Source organism: Hyalangium sp., assembly GCF_035629615.1.
Classification (GTDB): domain Bacteria; phylum Myxococcota; class Myxococcia; order Myxococcales; family Myxococcaceae; genus Hyalangium.
The window spans coordinates 1-19,706 of sequence record NZ_DASPHO010000834.1; the positions used below are offsets into that span (position 1 = coordinate 1).

The 19,706-nt window shown below is 68.3% G+C and carries 18 protein-coding genes; 10 read left to right on the forward strand and 8 right to left on the reverse strand.

Annotated elements, in window-relative coordinates:
* Positions 1-1,066, reverse strand: a 1,066-nt coding sequence (locus VD972_RS41910) for a glycogen debranching enzyme N-terminal domain-containing protein (protein ID WP_324995073.1), incomplete at its 3' end; no start/stop codon positions are given.
* On the reverse strand, positions 1,063-2,952 hold the full coding sequence (gene treZ / locus VD972_RS41915) for a malto-oligosyltrehalose trehalohydrolase (protein WP_324995075.1): 1,890 nt from the start codon (positions 2,950-2,952) through the stop codon (positions 1,063-1,065). The genes treZ and VD972_RS41910, both read right to left, overlap by 4 nt.
* A gap of 483 nt (positions 2,953-3,435) precedes the next feature.
* Between treZ and VD972_RS41920 the strand changes: the two genes are divergently transcribed.
* Complete coding sequence (locus VD972_RS41920; protein ID WP_324995077.1) at positions 3,436-4,362, forward strand: fibrinogen-like YCDxxxxGGGW domain-containing protein; 927 nt, start codon at positions 3,436-3,438, stop codon at positions 4,360-4,362.
* A 4-nt stretch (positions 4,363-4,366) separates the two neighbouring features.
* Here the strand turns inward: VD972_RS41920 and VD972_RS41925 are convergent, their stop codons facing one another.
* Positions 4,367-4,561, reverse strand: coding sequence for a hypothetical protein (locus VD972_RS41925; RefSeq protein ID WP_324995080.1), 195 nt, complete (start codon positions 4,559-4,561; stop codon positions 4,367-4,369).
* 368 nt (positions 4,562-4,929) lie between these two features.
* Between VD972_RS41925 and VD972_RS41930 the strand changes: the two genes are divergently transcribed.
* The 9 genes from VD972_RS41930 to VD972_RS41970 all read left to right on the forward strand — a co-directional run bounded on the left by VD972_RS41930 (position 4,930) and on the right by VD972_RS41970 (position 15,068).
* Positions 4,930-5,502 carry a polysaccharide biosynthesis/export family protein gene (locus tag VD972_RS41930; RefSeq protein WP_324995082.1) on the forward strand — a complete coding sequence of 191 codons (573 nt, stop codon included), beginning with the start codon at positions 4,930-4,932 and terminating at the stop codon, positions 5,500-5,502.
* Positions 5,503-5,567: 65 nt separating this feature from the next.
* Positions 5,568-6,698 (forward strand): hypothetical protein, encoded by a 1,131-nt coding sequence (locus tag VD972_RS41935; RefSeq protein WP_324995084.1) that lies wholly within the window; start codon positions 5,568-5,570, stop codon positions 6,696-6,698.
* A 25-nt stretch (positions 6,699-6,723) separates the two neighbouring features.
* Positions 6,724-8,133, forward strand: coding sequence for a GumC family protein (locus VD972_RS41940; RefSeq protein ID WP_324995086.1), 1,410 nt, complete (start codon positions 6,724-6,726; stop codon positions 8,131-8,133).
* A 31-nt stretch (positions 8,134-8,164) separates the two neighbouring features.
* Positions 8,165-8,899 carry a CpsD/CapB family tyrosine-protein kinase gene (locus VD972_RS41945; protein WP_324995088.1) on the forward strand — a complete coding sequence of 245 codons (735 nt, stop codon included), beginning with the start codon at positions 8,165-8,167 and terminating at the stop codon, positions 8,897-8,899.
* Between the two features lie 90 nt (positions 8,900-8,989).
* Complete coding sequence (locus VD972_RS41950) at positions 8,990-10,360, forward strand: sugar transferase (RefSeq protein WP_324995090.1); 1,371 nt, start codon at positions 8,990-8,992, stop codon at positions 10,358-10,360.
* Positions 10,361-10,407: 47 nt separating this feature from the next.
* Entirely contained in the window at positions 10,408-11,484 is a 1,077-nt protein-coding gene (locus VD972_RS41955; RefSeq protein ID WP_324995093.1) for a gluconeogenesis factor YvcK family protein, read from the forward strand.
* Positions 11,485-11,557: 73 nt separating this feature from the next.
* Positions 11,558-12,676: a GNAT family N-acetyltransferase gene (locus VD972_RS41960; protein WP_324995095.1), complete on the forward strand. Its 1,119-nt coding sequence runs from the start codon at positions 11,558-11,560 to the stop codon at positions 12,674-12,676.
* On the forward strand, positions 12,664-13,842 hold the full coding sequence (locus tag VD972_RS41965) for a DegT/DnrJ/EryC1/StrS family aminotransferase (RefSeq protein ID WP_324995097.1): 1,179 nt from the start codon (positions 12,664-12,666) through the stop codon (positions 13,840-13,842). Before VD972_RS41960 ends, VD972_RS41965 begins: the two co-directional genes overlap by 13 nt.
* Before the next feature lie 26 nt (positions 13,843-13,868).
* Positions 13,869-15,068: a GNAT family N-acetyltransferase gene (locus VD972_RS41970; RefSeq protein ID WP_324995099.1), complete on the forward strand. Its 1,200-nt coding sequence runs from the start codon at positions 13,869-13,871 to the stop codon at positions 15,066-15,068.
* A 3-nt stretch (positions 15,069-15,071) separates the two neighbouring features.
* Here the strand turns inward: VD972_RS41970 and VD972_RS41975 are convergent, their stop codons facing one another.
* The 5 genes from VD972_RS41975 to VD972_RS41995 all read right to left on the reverse strand — a co-directional run.
* On the reverse strand, positions 15,072-16,064 hold the full coding sequence (locus VD972_RS41975) for a hypothetical protein (RefSeq protein ID WP_324995101.1): 993 nt from the start codon (positions 16,062-16,064) through the stop codon (positions 15,072-15,074).
* A complete protein-coding gene (locus VD972_RS41980; RefSeq protein WP_324995103.1) occupies positions 16,061-16,552 on the reverse strand; it encodes a cytochrome c-type biogenesis protein in 492 nt (163 codons plus the stop codon). Before VD972_RS41980 ends, VD972_RS41975 begins: the two co-directional genes overlap by 4 nt.
* Before the next feature lie 107 nt (positions 16,553-16,659).
* Positions 16,660-17,811, reverse strand: a complete 1,152-nt coding sequence (locus VD972_RS41985) for a hypothetical protein (protein WP_324995105.1) — start codon at positions 17,809-17,811, stop codon at positions 16,660-16,662.
* 56 nt (positions 17,812-17,867) lie between these two features.
* Positions 17,868-18,422 (reverse strand): TlpA family protein disulfide reductase, encoded by a 555-nt coding sequence (locus VD972_RS41990; RefSeq protein WP_324995107.1) that lies wholly within the window; start codon positions 18,420-18,422, stop codon positions 17,868-17,870.
* Positions 18,419-19,706 (reverse strand): heme lyase CcmF/NrfE family subunit (locus tag VD972_RS41995; RefSeq protein ID WP_324995109.1); only part of this gene is annotated, 1,288 nt, incomplete at its 5' end. The genes VD972_RS41995 and VD972_RS41990, both read right to left, overlap by 4 nt.

A 19,706-nucleotide genomic window follows, 5' to 3' on the forward strand; every position in this document is an offset into this window, starting at 1 on the left:
CCTCGCGGTAGCGCCCCGTGCTCAGGGTGAGCCCCTCGAGCGAGATCATCGTGTCCCGGCCCCAGTCCGTGAACCAGTGATAGCCCGCGATCACGCTGCGAGCGTCCTGGCCGATGGAGCGGGCCCAGGCGTCATCCTTCGGGCGCATCGGATCGATGATGAACTGGTCCGCTGCCAGCACCAGCCGCGCCGGCACTCCCCCGCGAGCCTCCTCGGAGGCTCGCATCAGCAGCTTTCGCTCGCGCTCGCGCTCCAGCTCGAAGCTCTTCTCCGGCTCCCGATCCAGCACCCACCAGTCATCCGTCGTGACGCCCAGCGACAGGAGCTCACCGGGCCCCAGGCTGCACTCGAAGTAGCCCGGGCTGTACTGGCGCTCGGTGTAGTCGTACCCGCGCGCCCGCTCCGTCCGGTAGAGCAGGGGCTGCGAGCTCTGGCTCAAGGCCACGAAAGGCATCGCGCACTTCGCGAGGAGGCGCATCCGCATGACGGGCGCGTCAGGCGTGGCCTGCATCTCCAACCGGCCCTCCTGGATGCGGACGATGGGATCGTACGCGGCGCCTGGGATCGGCCGGTCATGGTGTCGCGCCACGGGGAAGGGGCGCAGCCTCAGGTGGATCTCTGGCCCTGAGACGTGCTCCCACGCCACGAAGAGGGTGTTCTCCCCGTGCACCATCATCAGCTTGCGGCGCAGCCGCGAGGGTCCCAGGTCGTACTCCCAGACAGGGATCAGCCCATCCAGGTAGAAGCTTCGCAGCCTGCCGATCCCGTCCTGGAGGCCTTCGCCGTCCGTGTGCTCCTCGGTGCTCAGCTGGAACAGGTGGCCGTCGACGTGGGCCTGCTCCACCAGCCGGGCGAGCAGCACCATGCGGCCGTGCTTGGGCAGGCTGGGGACGAACAGCCCGTGGTAGCGGCGGGTGTTGCAGGTCGCCACGGTGCCGGAGGCATACCCGCCCCGCCCGTTCGTCACGAGCCACTCCCGGCTGATGATGTCCGCGAAGTCCGGGCCCTGGGGCCAGTCAAAGCCCAGGTGGGGCAAGGCAGTGGCAGAGTCCAAAACGGAGGTCACTCTTTCTTCTCCTCGGTGCTCGTGAGCACGAGCGCAGTCTGTCCTGGAATGCGCAGCCGCCCCTCCCCTGGGAGTGCGGGTACGCTCATACCGCCGTAGCGGACGTGCTCAGAAGACAGAAGGAGCCGCCAGATCTTTCCCGGCTCCGGCGCGAGGAGAGGCTCCGGGCATGGCTCCAAGTCCAGTCCCGTGCTCAGGTTGAGCAGGAGCAGGCGGTCGCCCTCCTGCTCGCTACCGAAGTAGCGCAGCACCAGCGCATGGGAGGAGAGCACTGCTCCCGCAAGCCGGCTCGGGTCCTGCGCCTGGAACACCGGGTCCTCCCTTCGCAGCCTCAGCAGATCCTGGTGCAGCCTCAAGGCGTATTCATTCCGGGAGCGCGCGGACCAGTCCAGCTTGGAGGCTCGGAAGGCCTCCTCCCCAATGGGCACCTCGTGGCCCTCCACCTCAATGGCCTGGCGAGCGCTGGGGAACTGGCAGAGGAACTCGTTGCGCCCTTTCTGGACGAGCTTCTGCAGCTCCGCCTTGTGGTCCACGAAGTAGAGGAAGGGGGAGGGGGCGAAGAACTCCTGCCCCATGAAGAGCATGGGTGTCTGGGGCAGCAGCAGCAGGAGCGTCGTGAGTGCGCGGGCCCGCGTGTACCCGGCCGCCACGTGGAGCCGCTGGCCCCGTAGCGTGTTGGCGAGCTGATCGTGGTTCTGCAGGTAGAAGACGATGTGCTCGGGCGGAGTGCGCAGCAGCGGCGAGCCCCGGCGCTTCTTCTGCCAGGTGTAGTACTGCCCCTGGTACAGCGAGTTGCGCAGCGCGCAGGACAGCAGCTCCTGGGCGGTGCCGCAGTAGTCCATGAGGTACGCCTCGGAGCGCCCCACGGCTGCCACCCGCGCCGTGTGGTGGAAGTCGTCCACCCACAACCCATCCGCGCCGTAGCCGCCTCGCTCCGCCGGAGTCACCACGCGCACGTCCTGCGGCTCGCTCTCCCCAATGAGCAGGAGCTTCCGGGGGCCAGCGGCCTCGCGCGTCTTCTCCACCAGCTCCTTCACGATGTGCGTGGGCGAGGCGTCGTAGAGGCTCTGCGTCGCGTCGATCCGCAGCCCGTCGAAGTGGTACTCGGCGACCCAGTGGCCGGCGTTCTGGATGAAGAAGTCCCGAGAGGGCCCCGCCGCCTCGCCGTCGTCGAAGTTGGTGGGGTCGCCCCACTCGTTGGGGTACTTCGGATTGAAGTAGCCCTGGGAGTACTGGGCCAGGTAGTTCCCGTCTGGGCCCAGGTGGTTGTAGACGACGTCGAGGATGATGCCGAGCCCCAGCCGGTGCGCCTCGTCCACCAGCCGTCTCAGCTCATCCGGCTCGCCGTACACGGCGCAGGGCGCGAAGAGCGCCACGCCGTCGTAGCCCCAGTTGTAGCGGCCGGGGAAGGTGTGCAAGGGCATCAGCTCCACCACCGTGACGCCCAGCTCCTTCAGCAGGGGCAGCTTCGCCGCCGCCGCCGCGTAGCTGCCCTCGGGTGTGAAGGTGCCGACGTGCACCTCATAGAGGACCTGGCCTTTGATGGAGGATATGCCGCGCCACTCCTGATCCTTCCAGGCGTAGCGGCTCGGGTCCACGATACGGGAGGGCCCGTGGGGGCCCTCTGGCTGGAAGCGCGAGCACGGATCCGGGTACGTGTCTCCCTTGTCCAGCCGGTACTTGTAGTGCGCGCCTGCGGGCACCGCGTGGGTGCCCTCGAAGTAGCCGCCTGCGCTCCTCTCGAGCGGCAGGTAGCGCAGTCCACCGGGATCGTGCAGGGCGACATCTACGCTCTTGCGCCGGGGCGCCCAGACGCGAAAGCGGGTGCGCCCGTCACCAAGGAAGCAGGCGCCGAGGGTGAGCTGGAATGGTGTGGTGGACCGCAAAGGGAAGCCCCTCCGGTGACGCGGCTGTCCTGCAGAAAGGTGGGGGCTCGCGTATGAGAGGTGAACCCACCCGAGCGTCCCATCCCGGCGCTCGCTAGGACGAGCGCCCAGCGACCAGCCCGAGGGGCTTCCCGATTTCAATAGCCTGTTTACACACGCAGGCCTCGTCCCGCCGGGGGGATGCCACTTGGGTGGTACAGCCTTGCACTCGCCCTTTTCCTAGCGTGGTGACGCTCACTGATTCAGACAGTGAACACTTCCGGGGGCATGATGATGAGGCTATTCGTCTGGACCGCAGCGCTGCTCGCGGCCTTCGCACTGACGGCGTGTAGCAGCCCGGGTCCCGCTGGCGAGCCAGGCCCGCCAGGACCGACGGGGCCCAAAGGGGAACCTGGATCAGGCACGCAGTACACGATCAACCCAGGATCGGGTCTCGTTGCTAGCGATAACGCGCTCAGTCTGGCCGGTTGCGCCAATGGCCAGGTGCTTCAGTCAGACGGAACCACGTGGGCCTGCGCGGCGGTCGGCTCGGGCGGTGGTGCGTACACCGCGCAGTCCGGTGGAGGCCTCTCGCTCGCAGATCAGGCGTTCTCGTTGCAGGCGTGCGGCTCGGGGCAGGTGCTGCAGAGCAATGGCGCCAGCTGGGCGTGCGCGACTCCGGGCGCGACGGATCTCACGATCGGCAGGTTGCGGACGAATCCCGGCACAAGCTCCGCGGATATCAAGAATCGAATGCCGTCGGCTGACAACGGCATCTACCTCATGGACACCGATGGGACGGGTGGCAACCCGCCATTCGAGGTGTATTGCGACATGATGCGCGATGGTGGCGGATGGACGCTGATTATGCGTGTCTGGTACCAGAGCGGCTTGGCGGGCTCTGCGGCGGGCTTCGGCTCGGCACGCGAAGCGAACAGTTACAGGCTCGAGCCGTACAAGCTGGCCGATGCGGCCGTGCGAGCCATCATCGGCTCCGACAACCAGTTTGACATTTTGGTGGATCAGTTCGGCCACAACACCACGTATTCGACCGGTAACCACGAGTACATCCTCGTGCGCAACTACACGGGTGCGTACACGTACACCACGGCGGTGCCGGAGTCGTCCACCGCGACCGTTTTCGAGTCCTACCGCGCAGTCGATAACACCATCGCTTGGCGCGGCCGGCTCCAGTGCGGAGACCCTGGTTACGGCATCAACTGCTCTTCCCTTCTCAGCACTCCCAACCCACTGGGTGACCCCAACCCGCAGGGAGGCTTGGGGTGCCTCATTGCTATGGGCACTCAGACCAATGCTGCCTGGCATACCCTCTACCAAGGCGCTACGAACTCCGACACGTACATCTACATCTGCAACGGAGCCCAGCACACGTCGACCTACTCGAACGTGCACCGTTGGTTCGTGCGCTGAGCCGTTACGCCTCCTTGGCGATCCCGCTCGCCGGCGCGTCCATCTTGCCCTGCAGGATCGCGCTGCTGGCATAGAGGCTCGCGCCTACCAACCCCAACACCGCGGCCTCCGAGAGTGGACCGAGCACCGAGCTCAACATCGCCATCGCCACTCCACCCGTCATGAACGCCGCCACCACCGCCGCCGCCGCCTTCCTCATTGAACGCTCGCTCCTCATGGCCGGGCCCATCGCCCGTCAGGCTCACCTCTTTCAAATGGCGTGCCGCGCCCTCAAGCATCTGATGTGAGAAGGCGCTCGGATGGAGAGGGCAATCCTTTTCCCACTCTGGAGACGGATCAGCGGAAAACACCGGGAGGATCGTGCGTCACCTGCCGGAAAATTTTCCCGGACCCCAAGGCTGCTTTGCGCAGGGAAACGCGCAACCCACCGCGATCCATTGGTTTTCCTCCCCGAGGGGGCATGGCACGGGCAGTGCTACGGCAAGCGAGCCGAAGGCACAGCGCTTCCGAATGCTCACAAGGCGTGAGGGGCGAGCAGCGGACACATGGATGGAGGAGAGGCGAAAGATGGGCAAGACGCGGGCGAGTTTCTGGGCGGTGGTGGGCGTGCTGCTCCTGGCGGGGTGTGCCCACAAGTCAGCAGTGAAGGTGGACAACTCGGAGCAGCCGTACCGCATCGGGCGGGAGGACGTGCTGGATGTGGCGGTGTGGAGGGATGGGGATCTGTCCCGCACCCTGCCGGTGCGTCCGGATGGCTACATCTCCATGCCGATGACGGGGGACGTGCTGGCCGCGGGCAAGACGCCCACGGAGCTGGCCGAGGAGATCAAGACGCGGCTGCAGCCGTACGTGCAGGAGCCGCGCGTGACGGTGATTGTCCGTGAGGTGAACAGCAGCCGGGTCTTCGTCACCGGTGAGGTGACTCGCCCTGGCGCCTACCCGCTGCGCGGGCGCGTCTCGGTGATCCAGGCCATTGCGCTGGCGGGCGGCTTCACGGACTTCGCCAACTCGGACGGCATCACCGTCATCCGCAGCGATGGCAACGGCGGGCAGATCCCGGTGCGCTACAGCGATCTGCTCTCTCCGGATGGGGGCCAGGACGTCGTCCTGCGTCCGGGTGACACCATCGTCGTGCCGTGAGTGGACGGGTTCCAGGGATTGAGGGGCGAGGGATGCGTGCAAGGAGGGCGGCGATGGTGGGTGGCGTGAGAAAACTCCTGGTGGCATGCGTGCTGGGCACTGCGCCGGCCGCGCTGGCGGCGCAGGTGCTGGACTCCTCGCTGCGGATCGTCGCCGAGGAGCGCTACGACGATGATCTGCGGCTCTCCACGGCCGGTGGAGGGCAGTTCATGACCAAGCTCTCACCGCGCCTGGGACTGGAGCTGAAGGATCCACGCTCCAAGGGCGAGAGCTTCTATGCGACGGATCTGCTCATCCGGCACGGCTCGGGAACTGTGACGCTCGATCACCGAGGCGGGCTGGATGTGAACCATGCGCTGTCACGGCGGCTCCAGCTGGCCTTCACCAGCCGGATCTACCGGGTGACGGACCCCACCTCCCTGCCGCGCGACGGTGTGGCGCGCACGCTGGCGCCCACCCTCTACGGGCAGGCGCGGGTGTCCGCGACAGGGCGAGCGACCCGTCGCTGGGATGTGCGTGGCAGCTACGCCTTCGAGGGAGCCAAGGTGTACGAGGACGGCAACCAGCCGGGCTTCGCCCACACGCCCTCCGTGGAGGCCTGGTACCGGAGCACCCGGCGGCTGGCCTTGGGGCTCGAGTACCGCTACCAGGGCTTCCTCTACGGGGACACCTACTCGCAGGCCCACGGCGCCTTCGCGGGGCTGCGCTACCGGCTGAGCCGGTTGACGACCCTGACGGCACGCGGCGGACCTGTCCGCTACACCTCGCCCGAAGGGCAGGCTGGCTGGCTGCCCCGCATCTCCGTGGGGCTGGATCGCGAAGGCCGGCTCTTCGATCTGGGCTTTGCCGTGGGGCATGACCTGGTGGGCTCCAGCAGCTTCGACCGCGCGCTGTGGGCGGACTACGCCTCGCTGGTGCTCGCGCGGCGCTTCAATGACCGGCTGTCGGTGAATGCCGCGGCCAGCTACTTCCGGAACGGGCACGCGCCGAGTGAGGGGGCGTTCAGCCTGTCCGAGTCACCCTTGATGTCGCAGGGGTATGCAGTGGAGTGCGGCGCCGAGTACCGGTTCACCCGGTACCTGGCGCTGCAAGGGACAATCAACCGCATTGCCCAGGTGGGCACAGGGGACGCGGCGGCTGGGGTGGACCTGGCGCGTAACGTCCTGGCGGTCCGGTTGGTGATCTCGGCTTGGTAGTGCACCTGAGGAGGAGGAGAGGAACATGGAGCGTGGGATGACGGCGGACCAGGTGCTCGTAGCCCTGTGGCGCCGCAAGGCCCTGGTTGGGGCCATCGCAGCAGCGGTGTTCGCAGTGGGAGCGGCCGTCGTGATGACGCGCCCGAGCATGTACGAAGCATCTTCCGTGGTCCGCGTGGAGCCTCAGCGGCCCGGGGAGGAGATGGTGCAGCGCACCGTGAGCGAGCTGATTGAACAGCGCCTGCTCACCGTGCGCCAGGAGCTGATGGCGCGGCCAGTGCTGCAGAAGGCCATCGAGGAGATGAACCTCTACCCCGACATCGTCTCGGAGAAGGGGATCGAGGCGGCCGTCACGCAGATGCGCAAGGATCTGGCCATCAAAGTCGAGGGGGAGAACGCCTTCGAGCTGACGTACGCGAGCCAGGATCCACAGGTGGCGGCGCAGGTGGCCAACCGCCTGCCGGCCCTCTTCGCGGATGAGACGCTCAAGCTGCGCCAGGCACAGGCTTCGCGCGCCACCCAGCTCTTCACGGAGGAGATGGACTCGCTGGCCAAGAGCGTGTCCATCTGGGAGAAGCGCATCGCCCAGTTCAAGATCGATCACATGGGGGAGCTCCCCGAGCAGATCGAGATGAACATGCGCGGCCTGGAGCGCGTGAGCCATGAGCTGCAGACCAAGTCCGAGGAGCTGCGCGCGGCGGAGGCCCGGCGCTCGGATCTGGCCCGGGCTCGCAACGCCGGGGACAGCGAGGCGGGCCGCCTGGAGGCCGCGGAGAACGGGCTCACCCGCACCCTGGTCGCCGCGCGCACCCAGTGGACGGAGGATCACCCGGAGGTGAAGCGTCTGCAGAGCGAGCTGGAGAACCTCACGTCCAGGCGCAAGGACGCCGAGGGGCGCATGGTGGCCGAGCGCATGGAGCGCGGCCGCGTCTCCGAGCTGATTGTCGCCATCCAGAACGAGATCAAGGGACTGCACCAGCAGGCGGAGACGTTCCAGAAGCGGCTGGACAACACCCCGCGCTGGGCCCACGAGCTCGGCGTGATGCACCGGGACTACGAGATCGCCCGGACCAAGTACCAGAGCGTCGTCTCTCGCAAGGTGGAGGCGGAGATCGCCGAGGAGCTGGAGGCCATGAGCTCCAAGAGCCTCTTCAACGTCATCTCCCCGGCGGGTGTGCCCGCCGTCGCGGCCAGGCCGGATCGCTTCGGCGGCCTGCTCATCTCGCTGCTCATCGCCCTGGGCGTGGGCGTGCTCACGGGCGTGGTGCTCGAGATGCGGGATGACAGCATCCGCGACGGCCACGAGCTGCGCGAGCGGCTGACCCTGCCGGTGCTGGCGGTGGTCCCGAACATGCAAGGCAAGACGGAGAAGCGGGTGTTGATGCCCAGTTCGTCCACGCGGAACGGGATTTCTTCCCCCACCACGCTGAACTGAGGCTGAAAAAAGGAAGACTGAGGAGATGGGAATGGACAGGACGATAGAACGGGCGGGCAACTTCCTTCCTCGGGTGGACGAATCAGCGGGAAACCCGAACGCAGTGGATCGCAGGGTGGTCACGCTGACGGCGCCAGCCTCGGCTGCGGCTGAGCAGTACCGCACGCTGTACTACCGGCTCGAGCGGATGCGTGAGGTGAAGCCGATGAAGGTGATCGCCTTCACCTCGGCGATGCCGGGCGAGGGAAAGACGGTGACGGCGGTGAACCTCGCGCTGGCTGCAGCACGGGCCAACACGGAGCGACGCATCCTGCTGATCGACGCGGATCTGCGCCGCAGCCAGGTGGGCTCGGTGCTGGGCATCCGCGGCAAGCTGGGCCTGGCGGAGCTGCTGGCCGGTGAGTGTGATGTCCGGGACGTGGTGCGCCGCTTCAACGCGACCAAGCTGGCGGTCATCCCGGCGGGTGGTACGCCGGAGGAGCCCACGCAGGTGCTGGCCGGTGCACGGATGAAGCAGTTCCTCAAGGCGGTGCGGGACAACTTCGATGAGGTGTACATCGATCTGCCGCCCACGCTGCCGTTCGCGGACGCGACCATCCTGGGCCACCTGGCGGACGGGGTGCTCATGGTCGTCCGTGCCAACGTGACGCCCACCAAGGCGATCAACCAGGCGGTGGAGCAGCTCGGCGGAGCACCGATCCTGGGCTGCGTGCTGAACGGTGCGGAGGTGGACACCACTCCGTACCTGAAGAACTACATGAAGTAGGGCCGGTGGCGCCCCACCGCTCTCTGCTCGTGCAGGGGGAGCGGTGGGAGACGCCTCGTGGGAGTGGGTGGGTGGGTTGGAGGGGTGCACGTGCTTCGGGTCTTTCACCACTATTTCTCTGGCAGGAAGCTCACTTTCTTTCTCGCGGAGAGCACAGCGATCACGCTGGCTTGTGTCCTCGGGGCCGCGGGTTGCGCGTGGATGTTTGCGCCCGCGGGGATTCGCCCGCCGCTGCTGCAGCTGCTGCCCACGCTGCTGGGGCTGAGCGCGGCGTTCGTCTTGACCTTCCAGTTCACGATGTACCTGCTGGATCTGTATGATCTGCGCGTGGCCGCCGAGGATCGGCAGCGCGGCTACCGCTTCCTCAAGGCGGCGGGCGTCACCGCGGCCGTGGTGGGCATGGGGACACTGCTGGTGGCGCTGGCCTTTCCGGTGCAACTCCCGCCAGGCACGCTGCTGGGCGGTGCGATGGGAGCGCTGGCGGGCACGCTGACGGTGCGCGTGGCCATCCACGCACTATTGGGAGAGCCCTCTGCGGTGCTGCTCATCGGGGACGGCGTGAAGGCTCGGGCCGTGATGAAGGCCGTCGAGGAAGGCGGCGAGGGTGGCTACAAGGTTGTCGCCATGGTGGATCCGCGCAGGGAAGGCGTGGGGCCGCTGGAGGAGATGGCCGAGCGTCTCAAGGCCGACTTCGTGGTGCAGGCCGCGGACGACATGCGCGGCGCCAACTGGGTGAATGGGCTGCTGCGCTGCCGGCTGGACGGGCGGCTCGTGTATGACGCCGCCGGCTTCTGCGAGCGTGTGCTGCGCCGCATCCCCGTGCAGTTCCTGCGCGCCAGCGACTTCGCCTTCGCGGACGAGCTGACCCAGTCGCCGCTGCAACGGTCCTTCAAGCGGGGGTTCGACATCTTCGTCGCGTCACTGCTGCTGGTGCTGGCCTCGCCGGTGTTGCTGCTGGTGGCCCTGGCCATCAAGCTGGACTCGGCGGGCCCCGTGTTCTACCGGCAGGAGCGCGTGGGGCTGGGCGGCAAGTCCTACTGGCTGTGGAAGTTCCGCAGCATGCGCACGGACGCGGAGAAGAACGGCGCGGTCTGGGCCCGGGCCAACGATGACCGCGTCACGCGGGTGGGCCGCTTCATCCGCAAGACGCGCATGGATGAGATTCCCCAGGTCTTCAACGTGCTGGTGGGGGACATGAGCTTCGTGGGGCCTCGGCCGGAGCGCCCCGTGTTCGTCGAGCAGCTCAAGCAGCAGATCCCCTTCTACGGGCTGCGCGAGGCGGTGAAGCCGGGCATCACCGGGTGGGCGCAGATCCGCTACCCCTACGGGGCCTCGGTGGAGGATGCGCGCAACAAGCTCGAGTTCGATCTGTACTACGTGAAGAACGGTTCGCTGTTCCTGGACATCGGCATCATCTTCCACACCGTGCGGCACGTGCTGCTCGGGCGTGGAGCGCGGTAGGGGCGGAGTCAGGCATCATGGTGGAGTGGGCGGGAAGGGGACGGGCAATGTCGGTGATCGATCTGGAGTCGACTCTCCAGGAGTTCTGGGGGGAAGAAGCGAAGGCCGCCCGGCAGGAGGGGCGGAACGAGCTGTTGCAGCCTCAGGTGGGTCGCCCGACGCGCATCGTGGCGATGGGCGGTGGCACCGGGCTGCCAGTGGTGCTCCGGGGCCTGGCTCGGCGGGCCCTGCCGAAGCCGGGGGATCCGGGGGTGGAGATCACCGCCGTCGTCACCATGAGCGATGACGGGGGGAGCTCGGGCCGGCTGCGGCGCTCGCAGGGCGTCCTGCCGCCGGGGGACATCCGCAACTGTCTGGTGGCGCTCGCGGGGGGCAAGGGGGCGCTCGCGGAGGTGTTTCAGTACCGCTTCGGTGGGGCCAAGGGCCTGGCCGGGCACGCGCTGGGCAACCTGCTCATCGCCGCCCTGGCGGAGCTCAAGGGGGACTTCCTGGAGGCGGTGCGCCTCTCCGGAGAAATGTTGGGAGCGCGCGGCCAGGTGCTGCCGTGCACGCTGGCCCCGGTGCAGCTCGTCGCCCAGATGGATGACGCCACCGAGGTAGTGGGCGAGCGCAACATCGTCCGCGCCCAGGGCCGGGTGCGCCGGGTGTCGCTGAGCCCTCGCTCGCCTCCTCCAGCCGAGGGGTTGCTCGAGGCCATCCACAGCGCGGATCTCATCGTCATCGGGCCCGGTTCGCTGTACTCGAGCGTCCTCCCCAACCTGCTGGTGGATGGAGTGGCTCAGGCCCTGCGCGAGTCGCGGGCGCTCAAGGTCATGGTGTCCAACCTCATGACGCAGCCTGGGGAGACGGACGGCATGGACTGCCTGGAGCACGTCAAGGCGATCATCGAGCACGCAGGGCCGGTGCTCGATGCGGTGCTCATCAATGGCACGCCTCCGCCGCAGGAGGCCATCCAGCGCTATGCCCGGAAGGGCGCCTATGTCATCCCGGTGAACCGCCGCGAGCTGATCACCGCGGGCGTCATCCCGGTGGAGGCGGATCTCCTCAAGGAGGGGTCCAAGATCCGACATGACAGCCGGAAGGTCGCTCGCTGCCTGCTGAAGATGGCCCGCAGCGGCTTGTAGCCGGCTTCGGGCGTTCCCACCTTGCACGCGCGCGGACCCTGGGGGGCTCGCGCCTTTGGGGAGTCCTGCCTACATGGAAGCCAGAAAGCTCACACCTGCGCCGAGCGTCCAGGAGGTGACGGATCGGACCGGGTTCATGGCGCTCGAGCCCGAGTGGAACGCGCTCGTCGAGGAGACTTCCCACGAGCTCTTCTACCGGCACGAGTTCCTGCGCATCTGGATCGACAACTTCGCGCCCTCGGCGCAGCTTCGGATCCTCACCCTGCGGGACTCGGAAGGGCGCCTGACGGCGGCCCTGCCGCTGATGGCCGAGCGCACGACGATGTACGGCATCCCCGTGCGGCAGCTCTCGGGGACGGCCAACCCGCACTCGTGCCGCTTCGATCTGATCGCCCGGGAGCCGGAGGCCGCCGCGGCGATGTTCCTGGCGTGGCTGCGCGCGGACCGGAGCTGGGACGTGCTGCGGCTGACGGACGTGCCGGAGGGCGGCGCGGGCTGGGAGCTGCTCGAGGAGGCGCGGCGGGCGGGGCTGCCCACGGGGACGTGGGAGTCGCTCCAGTCTCCCTATGTTCCGCTGCCTGCCACTCGGGAGGCCTTCCAGGCCACGCTGCAGGCGAAGTTCAAGGCCAACTGCCGGCGGCGGCGCAAGAAGCTGGAGGAGAAGGGCCGCGTCGAGCTCGAGCGGGTGGAAGGCGGCCTGGAGCTGGAGGGCAAGCTGGAGGAGGGCTTCGCGCTCGAGCAGAGCGGCTGGAAGGGGCAGCGCGGCACGGCGATGGCGCAGGAGCCGGGCACGCGAGGCTTCTACACGGAGCTGGCGCGGGATGCGGCGTACGCGGGCCGGCTGTCGCTCCACTTCCTGCGCCTGGACGGGCGGCCGGTGGCCTTCCAGTACGGCCTCACCTTCGGCGGGCGCTACTTCCTGCTCAAGCCCGGCTACGACGAGAGCCTCAAGGAGTGCAGCCCCGGCCAGCTCCTGATGGACGAGGTGCTGGCCGACTGCATCTCGCGCGGACTGCGCGAGTTCGACTTCCTGGGGCCGGACATGGTGTGGAAGCGCGACTGGACGGAGAAGGCCCGGCGCCACACCTGGCTCTACGTATTCAACGACTCGGCCTTCGGCCGTGCCCTGTGCGCGGCGAAGTTCCGGTGGGTCCCGACTGCGAAAGAGGTGGTGGCGCGATGGAAGAAGTGATCTTGAATCAGAAGCTGTTCGTCCCCTCTCTGCCCACGCTCTGGCCGAGCATGCTGTGGGGACGCTCGCAGGCAGCCCACTTCCAGCCGTTCAGCGCGCCGAACGTGCGCTACTTCTACTTCGCCCGGAACGCCGTCTGGCTCACGGTGAAGATGCTGGGGCTGGACAAGGGCGAGGTGCTCATGCCGGCCTACCACCACGGTGTGGAGGTGGAGGCAGTGATCGATGCGGGCGCCACGCCGCGCTTCTACCGCGTGGGCTCGCGCTGGGACGTGGATCTGGAGGACGTGGAGAAGAAGATCGGCCCGAAGACGAAGGCCCTCTACCTCGTCCACTACGCGGGCTTCCCGGGCCCGGTGGCGGAGATGCGCGAGATCGCGGATCGCCATGGGCTGCCGCTCATCGAGGACTGCGCGCTCTCGCTGCTGTCCTCGGACGGCACGATGCCGCTGGGGACGACGGGGGACATCGGCATCTTCTGCCTCTACAAGACGCTGCCGGTGCCCAACGGGGGCGCGCTCACCATCAACGGCCCTCGGCAGTACAGCCTGCCGGAGCCGCCTCCGCCGCCGCCAGCCTCGACGTTCAGCCACACGGTCTCCGCGCTGCTGCAGAACCTGGAGCTGCGGGGTGGGGCGGTGGGCCGCGGGCTGCGCAGCTTCATCCGCAGCGTGGGGCACGGCACGGTGAAGGCCGCCAACATCGAGCGCGTGGCCACGGGGACGCAGCACTTCAACCGCGAGCACGTGGATCTGGGCATGAGCCCGCTGACGAAGCGCATCGCCCTGGCGCAGGACATGGAGGCCATCGTCGAGAAGCGGCGGCGCAACTACTTCTTCCTGCTCGGGCGCCTGCGGGACATCTCCGCGCCGCTGTTCAACCAGCTGCCCCCGGGCGTGTGCCCGCTCTTCTATCCGCTGGTGGTGGAGGACAAGACAGAGGTGCTGGGCAAGCTGCACGCGCAAGGCATCGACGCCATCGACTTCTGGAACCGCTTCCACCCGGCCTGCGATGCGGCCTCCTTCCCCGAGGTCGCTCAGCTGCGGCGCTCCATCGTGGAGATCCCTTGCCACCAGGATCTCAGCCCCGAGGTGATGGCGGCCGTGGCCGCGGCGACGCGCGAGGCGGTGAAGACGGATCGTCGCTCGCGCAAGCGCACGGGTTGATTCCCTCTCTCTGAAAGACGAGTTCCATGATTCGTGAATCCGAGGTGACGCCCAAGCCGCAGCCTGCCCAGTGGCTGCGGGTGGAGATCGTCCACGAGCTGTCCGCGCTGGCCCGGATGCGCTCCGAGTGGGATGCGCTGCTCGAGGCCAGCGACGCGGGCCCCTTCAATGCGTGGGAGTGGATCTACCCCTGGTGCCGCCGGATCGCGCCCGAGCGACGGCCGCTGATCCTCACGGCGAGGGATCGCAGCGGCGCGCTGGTGGGGTTGATGCCGCTCGGCTTCGAGCTGTGCCATGTCCTGGGCCGCCAGGTGGGCCGGCTCTCCTTCCTGGGAGAGACGCACGTCGGCAGCGACTACCTGGACGTGGTGGCGCGCCGAGGCATGGAGGAGGCGGTGACACGCGCCTTCGCCAGCGGGCTTCGGGAGATGCACGGCGGCTGGGATGTGCTGGACCTGCTGGATCTTCGCGAGGACTCGCTCACGGTGAAGGTGCTGCGGGAGACGTTCCCGGAGCTGGAGGTCCGGCTCACGGATCGCTACGTGTGCCCGTACGAGAGCTTCACGCCCGGAGAGCCCTTCGACGCCTTCCTCAAGCGCACGGGCCGGCGGGACAACTACCTGCGTCGGCGCAAGTGGCTGGAGAAGCAGGAGGGCTATTGCATCGAGCGCACGGAGGCGCCGGGGGCGCTGGCCGGGCCCATGACGGACTTCTTCCGGCTGCACGCGGCGCGGTGGGCCGCGGACGGCGGCTCCCAGGGCATCCAGAACCATGGCGTGGAGGCCTTCCACCGGGACGCCACGCAGCTGCTGGCCGAGCGGGGCCTGCTGCGCCTCTACACGATGAAGGTGGGCGGCCAGGCCGTCGCCTCGGTGTACGGCATCCTCTACCGGGACACGTTCATCTACTACCAGTCCGGCTACGATCCGGAGTGGCGCAACCGGAGCGTGGGGCTGGTGCTCGTGGGCGAGACATTCAAGGACGCCATCGAGTCGGGCCTCACCGAGTACGACTTCCTCCGAGGGACGGAGACGTACAAGTCGGACTGGACGACGAAGCAGCGGCGCACGGTGGCGGTGCGCATCCACGCCACCCAGGGTGCGGGGCGCTGGTTCACGCGCCGCGAGGAGCTGGCGCGCGATGCTCGAGAGATCGCCAAGCGCCTCCTGCCCGACACCACCGTCGAGCGGATCCGCCGGCTGCGGCGGCGCCAGTCCGCGGAGTGAGGCTCAGGGAGCTTGGCCGATTTCCTTGCGGAGCTGCGCAATGGCGGCGTCCAGCCCTGGCGGCTGGTGCTCGCGCGGCACCTCCACGGTGAAGCGCTCGAAGTACTGGAGCGCCTTGCCGCGGTTGCCCGACTGCAGGCTGATGAAGCCCAGGAAGAGCAGCGCCTCCTGGGCGCCGGGGTAGGTGTCCGCCAGCTCCAGGAGCTCCTTCTCCGCACCCGAGCCGTCCCCTCGGATGGCGTTCAGCACCCCGCGGTGGACTCGCGACTCGATGTGGAACGGATCGATGGAGAGCGCCTTCTTCGTGACCTTCTCGGCCTCTTCGAGCTGCCGGCTCCGGATCAGCTCGTGCCCCACGAACCCTGAGGCCTCGAGATCGGTCGGGTTGGCGCGCAGCCGCTCCATGGCCTCGGCGAGCTGCGCGTCCTCCTGGGGAGGCATCGGTTGCTGCGGCTGCCCCATGCCGGACTGTCCAGGGGGAACCCGCCCCGTGGCCTCCATGCCCTCCTCGCGCGCTCGCAGATTGGACACCAGCAGGAAGGTCAGCCCCCCGAAGAAGACGACGACGCCAGCGCCCCACAGCGCGCCCACCAGCTGTGGGTTCCGAGCGGCGAAGCCCGTCGGGGCTGGCGCCGCCTGTCCGGAGCCCGGTGCCGCCGAACTGGAGCTGCCAGACGGCCGGGTCGTCCCTGGCTTGCGCTTCTGGACGTACTCGTCCCGGGCCCGCAGGGCGGCCGCAGCCGCGAGCTCCAGCCGGGACTTCTCCGCCTGGAACTGCTCGGGGGAGAGGGTGTGCTTGTCCGCTACCAGCTCCTTGAGCTGCTCGATGAGCGACTGAGCGCGCCGATCGAGATCGTCCAGCACGCCATCCTTCTGGGACTCGGGCGTGGAGGGCGTGCCGCCCTTGCGCCGCTGGAGCAGCAGGAAGCCAATCCCGCAGAGCAGGGAGACCACGAGGGCGATGATGCCCGGCAACCAGTTGGTCTGCGGCGTCATCGATCCAGCTCCCGGCGCACGGCCTGCAAGTAGGGATCCTCGGCCTCGGGGGCGGGCGTCGAGGAGGCGGCAGGGGGGATGGTGGCGGTGGGCTCAGGCCCCCGCTTCACTTGCCGCGAGATGATGAAGAAGCCGCCCAGGACGAGCGCGAGGGGCCCCAGCCACACGAGCCAGTTGAAGCCGTGCCGCGGGGGCTCCAGCAACACCCACTCCCCGTAGCGGGCCACGAAGTAGTCGACGACCTCCTCATCGGACTTCCCCTCCGCGACGAGCGCACGGACCGTGTCGAGCTGGGCCCGGGCCATGGAGGCCGGGCTGTCGGCGATGGAGACGCCCTGGCACACGGCACAGCGCAGGGCCTTGCCGAGCTTCTGGACCCGGGCTTCGAGGGCGGCATCGGCGAGTGGATCGCTGCCACCCTTCTGGGGCGCGTACTGGCCGGTCACGAGTCCGGCGGCGAGAGCGAGAGAGAGGAGGACAGAAGTCATGAGGGGTACTCCGGGCGCGGCTTACCTAGCGCCACGGCGCAGTGTTGCACAGCGAAACCTTCATCGGGGCGGCCATCTTCCCGGCCAGCCCCTGCCTGCCTGGCCATTCAGCCCCTCATGTCCTCTTCATCCTCGGGCACCGGATCGCCCTCGGGGGGGAAGTCCTCCTCCACGGGCATGTCGGTGTCCTCGGGGAGGGGCGCTTCCGGAGGGGGCTCCTCGGCGTAGTCCCCAGCGGGCAGCTGGTCGTCTCGGCCGATCGCCTGGAACGCGGCGACGAGGCCCACGGGCAGCAGCCCTCCGAGGAACATGATGGGCCCCACCTTCAGGTCCATGTTCACCAGCACCCAGGCCACGGCAATCACTGTGATCCCAGCGGGCACGAAGCGCAGCCAGATGGGACGATCCACCTCGGGCCGGAGCATCAGCAGCACCAGGAGCGCCAGCAGCCCCAACTGCACCGTGGAGCCGATGGGGAGATGCATCCCCGATACCCGGAGGCCCCCCTCACCGCCGTACACCGAGTCGACGGCCGGGCGTGGCACCTCCCCAATGCGAACCCGCTCCGCGGCGGTGCGGTAGCCCGTGTTGGAGACCTCGCCCTCGACATGCCAGGTGAAGAAGAGCGCCAGCACGCAGATGACGACGCCCGCGAACGCCAGGATCCGCTGGCCCCGGACCAGCGCGCGGGGTTCGAAGAGCTCAGAGAGGCCGCCCCGGCCCGCGAACACCTTGCCCCACTGATCCCGCGCCACCAGCACCGTGCCGCCAATCCACAGCAGCGGCTGGAAGCTGAACTCCAGCATGGGCAGTGAGAAGCCCGCGGCCAGCGCCGCATACGCGGCCGGCACGGCGGGGGGGTAGAACGACTCCGGCACCCAGTCGACCAGCGGGTTGGGCTCACCCGAGTAGCGGTACTCCCGCGCCACCACGAACACGGAGCCCACCACCATCACGAAAGACCAGAAGGGGCCTGGCCCGGCCATGGAGGGGAGGATGGAGAGCACCAGCGCCACCATGTGCAGGATCACCCCCAGCAAGGTGGGCGAGTGCGCGGGGACGTGCTCCAGCCACTTGGGACCGGTATAGGCAGGCCGAGCAGGACGGGCCCTCGCGAGCGTGCCGCCCCCGCCCCCCTGAGCCTCCACCTCCGCCAGGGGAGGGGGCTTGAACTCCGGCATCTTCGCCCCGCATTGCTCGCAGTAGCGCAGCCGGGGCTCCGTCGCGACCTCGCCACACTCCGTGCACCGGTGCTCCATGGCTCGCTTTCCTTCGCGCCGTGCTCCTCCGGGGGCACGGCCTGAAGCTCAGGGGCTCACGGCCGGGCCGTCGTCGCGGTGGACGCGGCTCCCGTGGTCAGCTCCTTGATGCGGTTGGCCAGCGACTGGGGATCGATGGGACCCACGTGCTTGCCGAGGATGACGCCCTCCGCGGAGATGAAGTACGTCTCCGGCACGCCGGACACGCCGTAGTCCACGGAGATCCGCGAGCGCGGATCGACCAGGTGGGGGAAGCTGGCCCCCATCTCCTGGAGGAAGCCGCGCGCGTTCTCGTCGGTGTCCTCGAAGACGATGCCGAGGAACTGGGCCTGCCCGCCGAACTCCCGGGCGCCCCACTCGAGCACCGGGTGCTCCATGCGGCAGGGCCCGCACCACGAGGCCCAGAAGTTGATGACGACGGGGCGGCCGCGGAACTGCTCCAGCTTGACCGGCTTCTCGCTGTCCAGCGAGCGCAGGGTGAAGGCCGGCGCCGGCTTGCCCGACAGCAGGAAGGGCACCGCGTGCGGGTCGCGCCCGAAGCCGTCCTTGAGCACGAACACCAGTGCTCCGCAGACAAGGACGGCGCCCAGAGTGATTGCCCAACCCTTCATGCGGCACCTCGGTTTGGTTCATTGCCTGCCACCGATGGGCCCGTGCTCGTGGCCGGAGCGCTCGTGGCCACCGCGACGCGCCGCCGGGACGGCCACAGCGAGATGAGCGTGCCCAGCACCAGGATGGGGATGCTGTACCAGATCCACCCCACCAGCGGGAAAATCCACACGTTGAGGCTCGCCGTGCCCCCTTGCGAGGAGAAGGCCATCAGCGAGAGGTAGAGATCCTCCTTCGCCGTCTCACGCACCGCGGGCGTGCCGATGGGATCCGTGCTGCGCTCGTAGTAGTTCAGCCGGGGCTGGTACTCCTCCACCTTGCCGCCGGGAGTCGTCACCTCCACGCGCGCCGCCATATAGGTGCGGTGGGGCTCCTGGCCCTCCTTGATGCCCAGGTACTTGAGCTGGTAGCCACCCAGCGACAGCGTGTCGCCCAGGCGCAGCGTCCCGGAGGTGTGCTGCACGTACGCGGACGAGGCCGCCACCGCCACGATGATGACGATGATGCCCAGGTGCACCACGTAGCCGCCGAAGCGCCGGCGGGCCTTGGAGGCGCTCTGGACGACGGCGGTGACGAGCCCCTCCTTGCGCTCGCTCATGCGCACGCGCACCGGTGCTGACAGCTCGCGCAGGGTGATGACGGTGGCGAAGCCGGCCAGCCCGAAGGTGAGCAGCGGGTAGACGCCGCGCAGCCCGGCCAGGTAGCACACCAGCGCCACCACCGCGCCCGTGGCGGCGGGGATGATGAACTGTCGCCGCAGAGCATCCTTGTCCGGGGTGCCCCACGGGAGCATGGGGCCCACGCCCATGAGGAAGAGCACCGCGATGCCGCCGGGCACCGCCATCTTGTTGAAGTACGGCTCGCCCACGCTCACGCGCACGCCGCGCACCGCCTCGGAGATGAGCGGGTACAGCGTGCCGAGCAGCACCGTGAAGGTGATGGCCACGAAGACCAGGTTGTTCACCAGGATGCTCGTCTCACGTGAGACGAGCGAGTTGATATTCCCCTGGGACACCAGCAGGTGCCCGCGCGTGGCCAGCAGCGCGATGGAGATCACCAGCAGGACGGCGATGAACACCAGGAACGTCGGCCCGATGTCCGACTGGGTGAAGGAGTGCACCGAGTTGAAGATGCCCGAGCGCGTCATGAACGTGCCCAGGATCGTCAGGATGAAGCTGGCCAGGGCCAGGCTCATGGTCCACAGCCGGAGCATCTGCTTGCGCTCCTGGACCATGGTGGAGTGCATGAAGGCGGTGGCCGTCAGCCAGGGCAGGAAGGAGGCGTTC

Excerpts from the sequence above, each read along its gene's own strand:
- VD972_RS41965 (WP_324995097.1), top strand. The coding sequence starts at position 12,664 with ATGGAAGAAGTGATCTTGAATCAGAAGCTGTTCGTCCCCTCTCTGCCC.
- VD972_RS41955 (WP_324995093.1), top strand. The coding sequence starts at position 10,408 with ATGTCGGTGATCGATCTGGAGTCGACTCTCCAGGAGTTCTGGGGGGAA.
- VD972_RS41980 (WP_324995103.1), bottom strand. The coding sequence starts at position 16,552 with ATGACTTCTGTCCTCCTCTCTCTCGCTCTCGCCGCCGGACTCGTGACC.
- VD972_RS41940 (WP_324995086.1), top strand. The coding sequence starts at position 6,724 with ATGGAGCGTGGGATGACGGCGGACCAGGTGCTCGTAGCCCTGTGGCGC.
- VD972_RS41975 (WP_324995101.1), bottom strand. The coding sequence starts at position 16,064 with ATGACGCCGCAGACCAACTGGTTGCCGGGCATCATCGCCCTCGTGGTC.
- VD972_RS41945 (WP_324995088.1), top strand. The coding sequence starts at position 8,165 with ATGGACAGGACGATAGAACGGGCGGGCAACTTCCTTCCTCGGGTGGAC.
- VD972_RS41990 (WP_324995107.1), bottom strand. The coding sequence starts at position 18,422 with ATGAAGGGTTGGGCAATCACTCTGGGCGCCGTCCTTGTCTGCGGAGCA.
- VD972_RS41985 (WP_324995105.1), bottom strand. The coding sequence starts at position 17,811 with ATGGAGCACCGGTGCACGGAGTGTGGCGAGGTCGCGACGGAGCCCCGG.
- VD972_RS41930 (WP_324995082.1), top strand. The coding sequence starts at position 4,930 with ATGGGCAAGACGCGGGCGAGTTTCTGGGCGGTGGTGGGCGTGCTGCTC.
- VD972_RS41925 (WP_324995080.1), bottom strand. The coding sequence starts at position 4,561 with ATGAGGAAGGCGGCGGCGGCGGTGGTGGCGGCGTTCATGACGGGTGGA.
- VD972_RS41970 (WP_324995099.1), top strand. The coding sequence starts at position 13,869 with ATGATTCGTGAATCCGAGGTGACGCCCAAGCCGCAGCCTGCCCAGTGG.
- VD972_RS41960 (WP_324995095.1), top strand. The coding sequence starts at position 11,558 with ATGGAAGCCAGAAAGCTCACACCTGCGCCGAGCGTCCAGGAGGTGACG.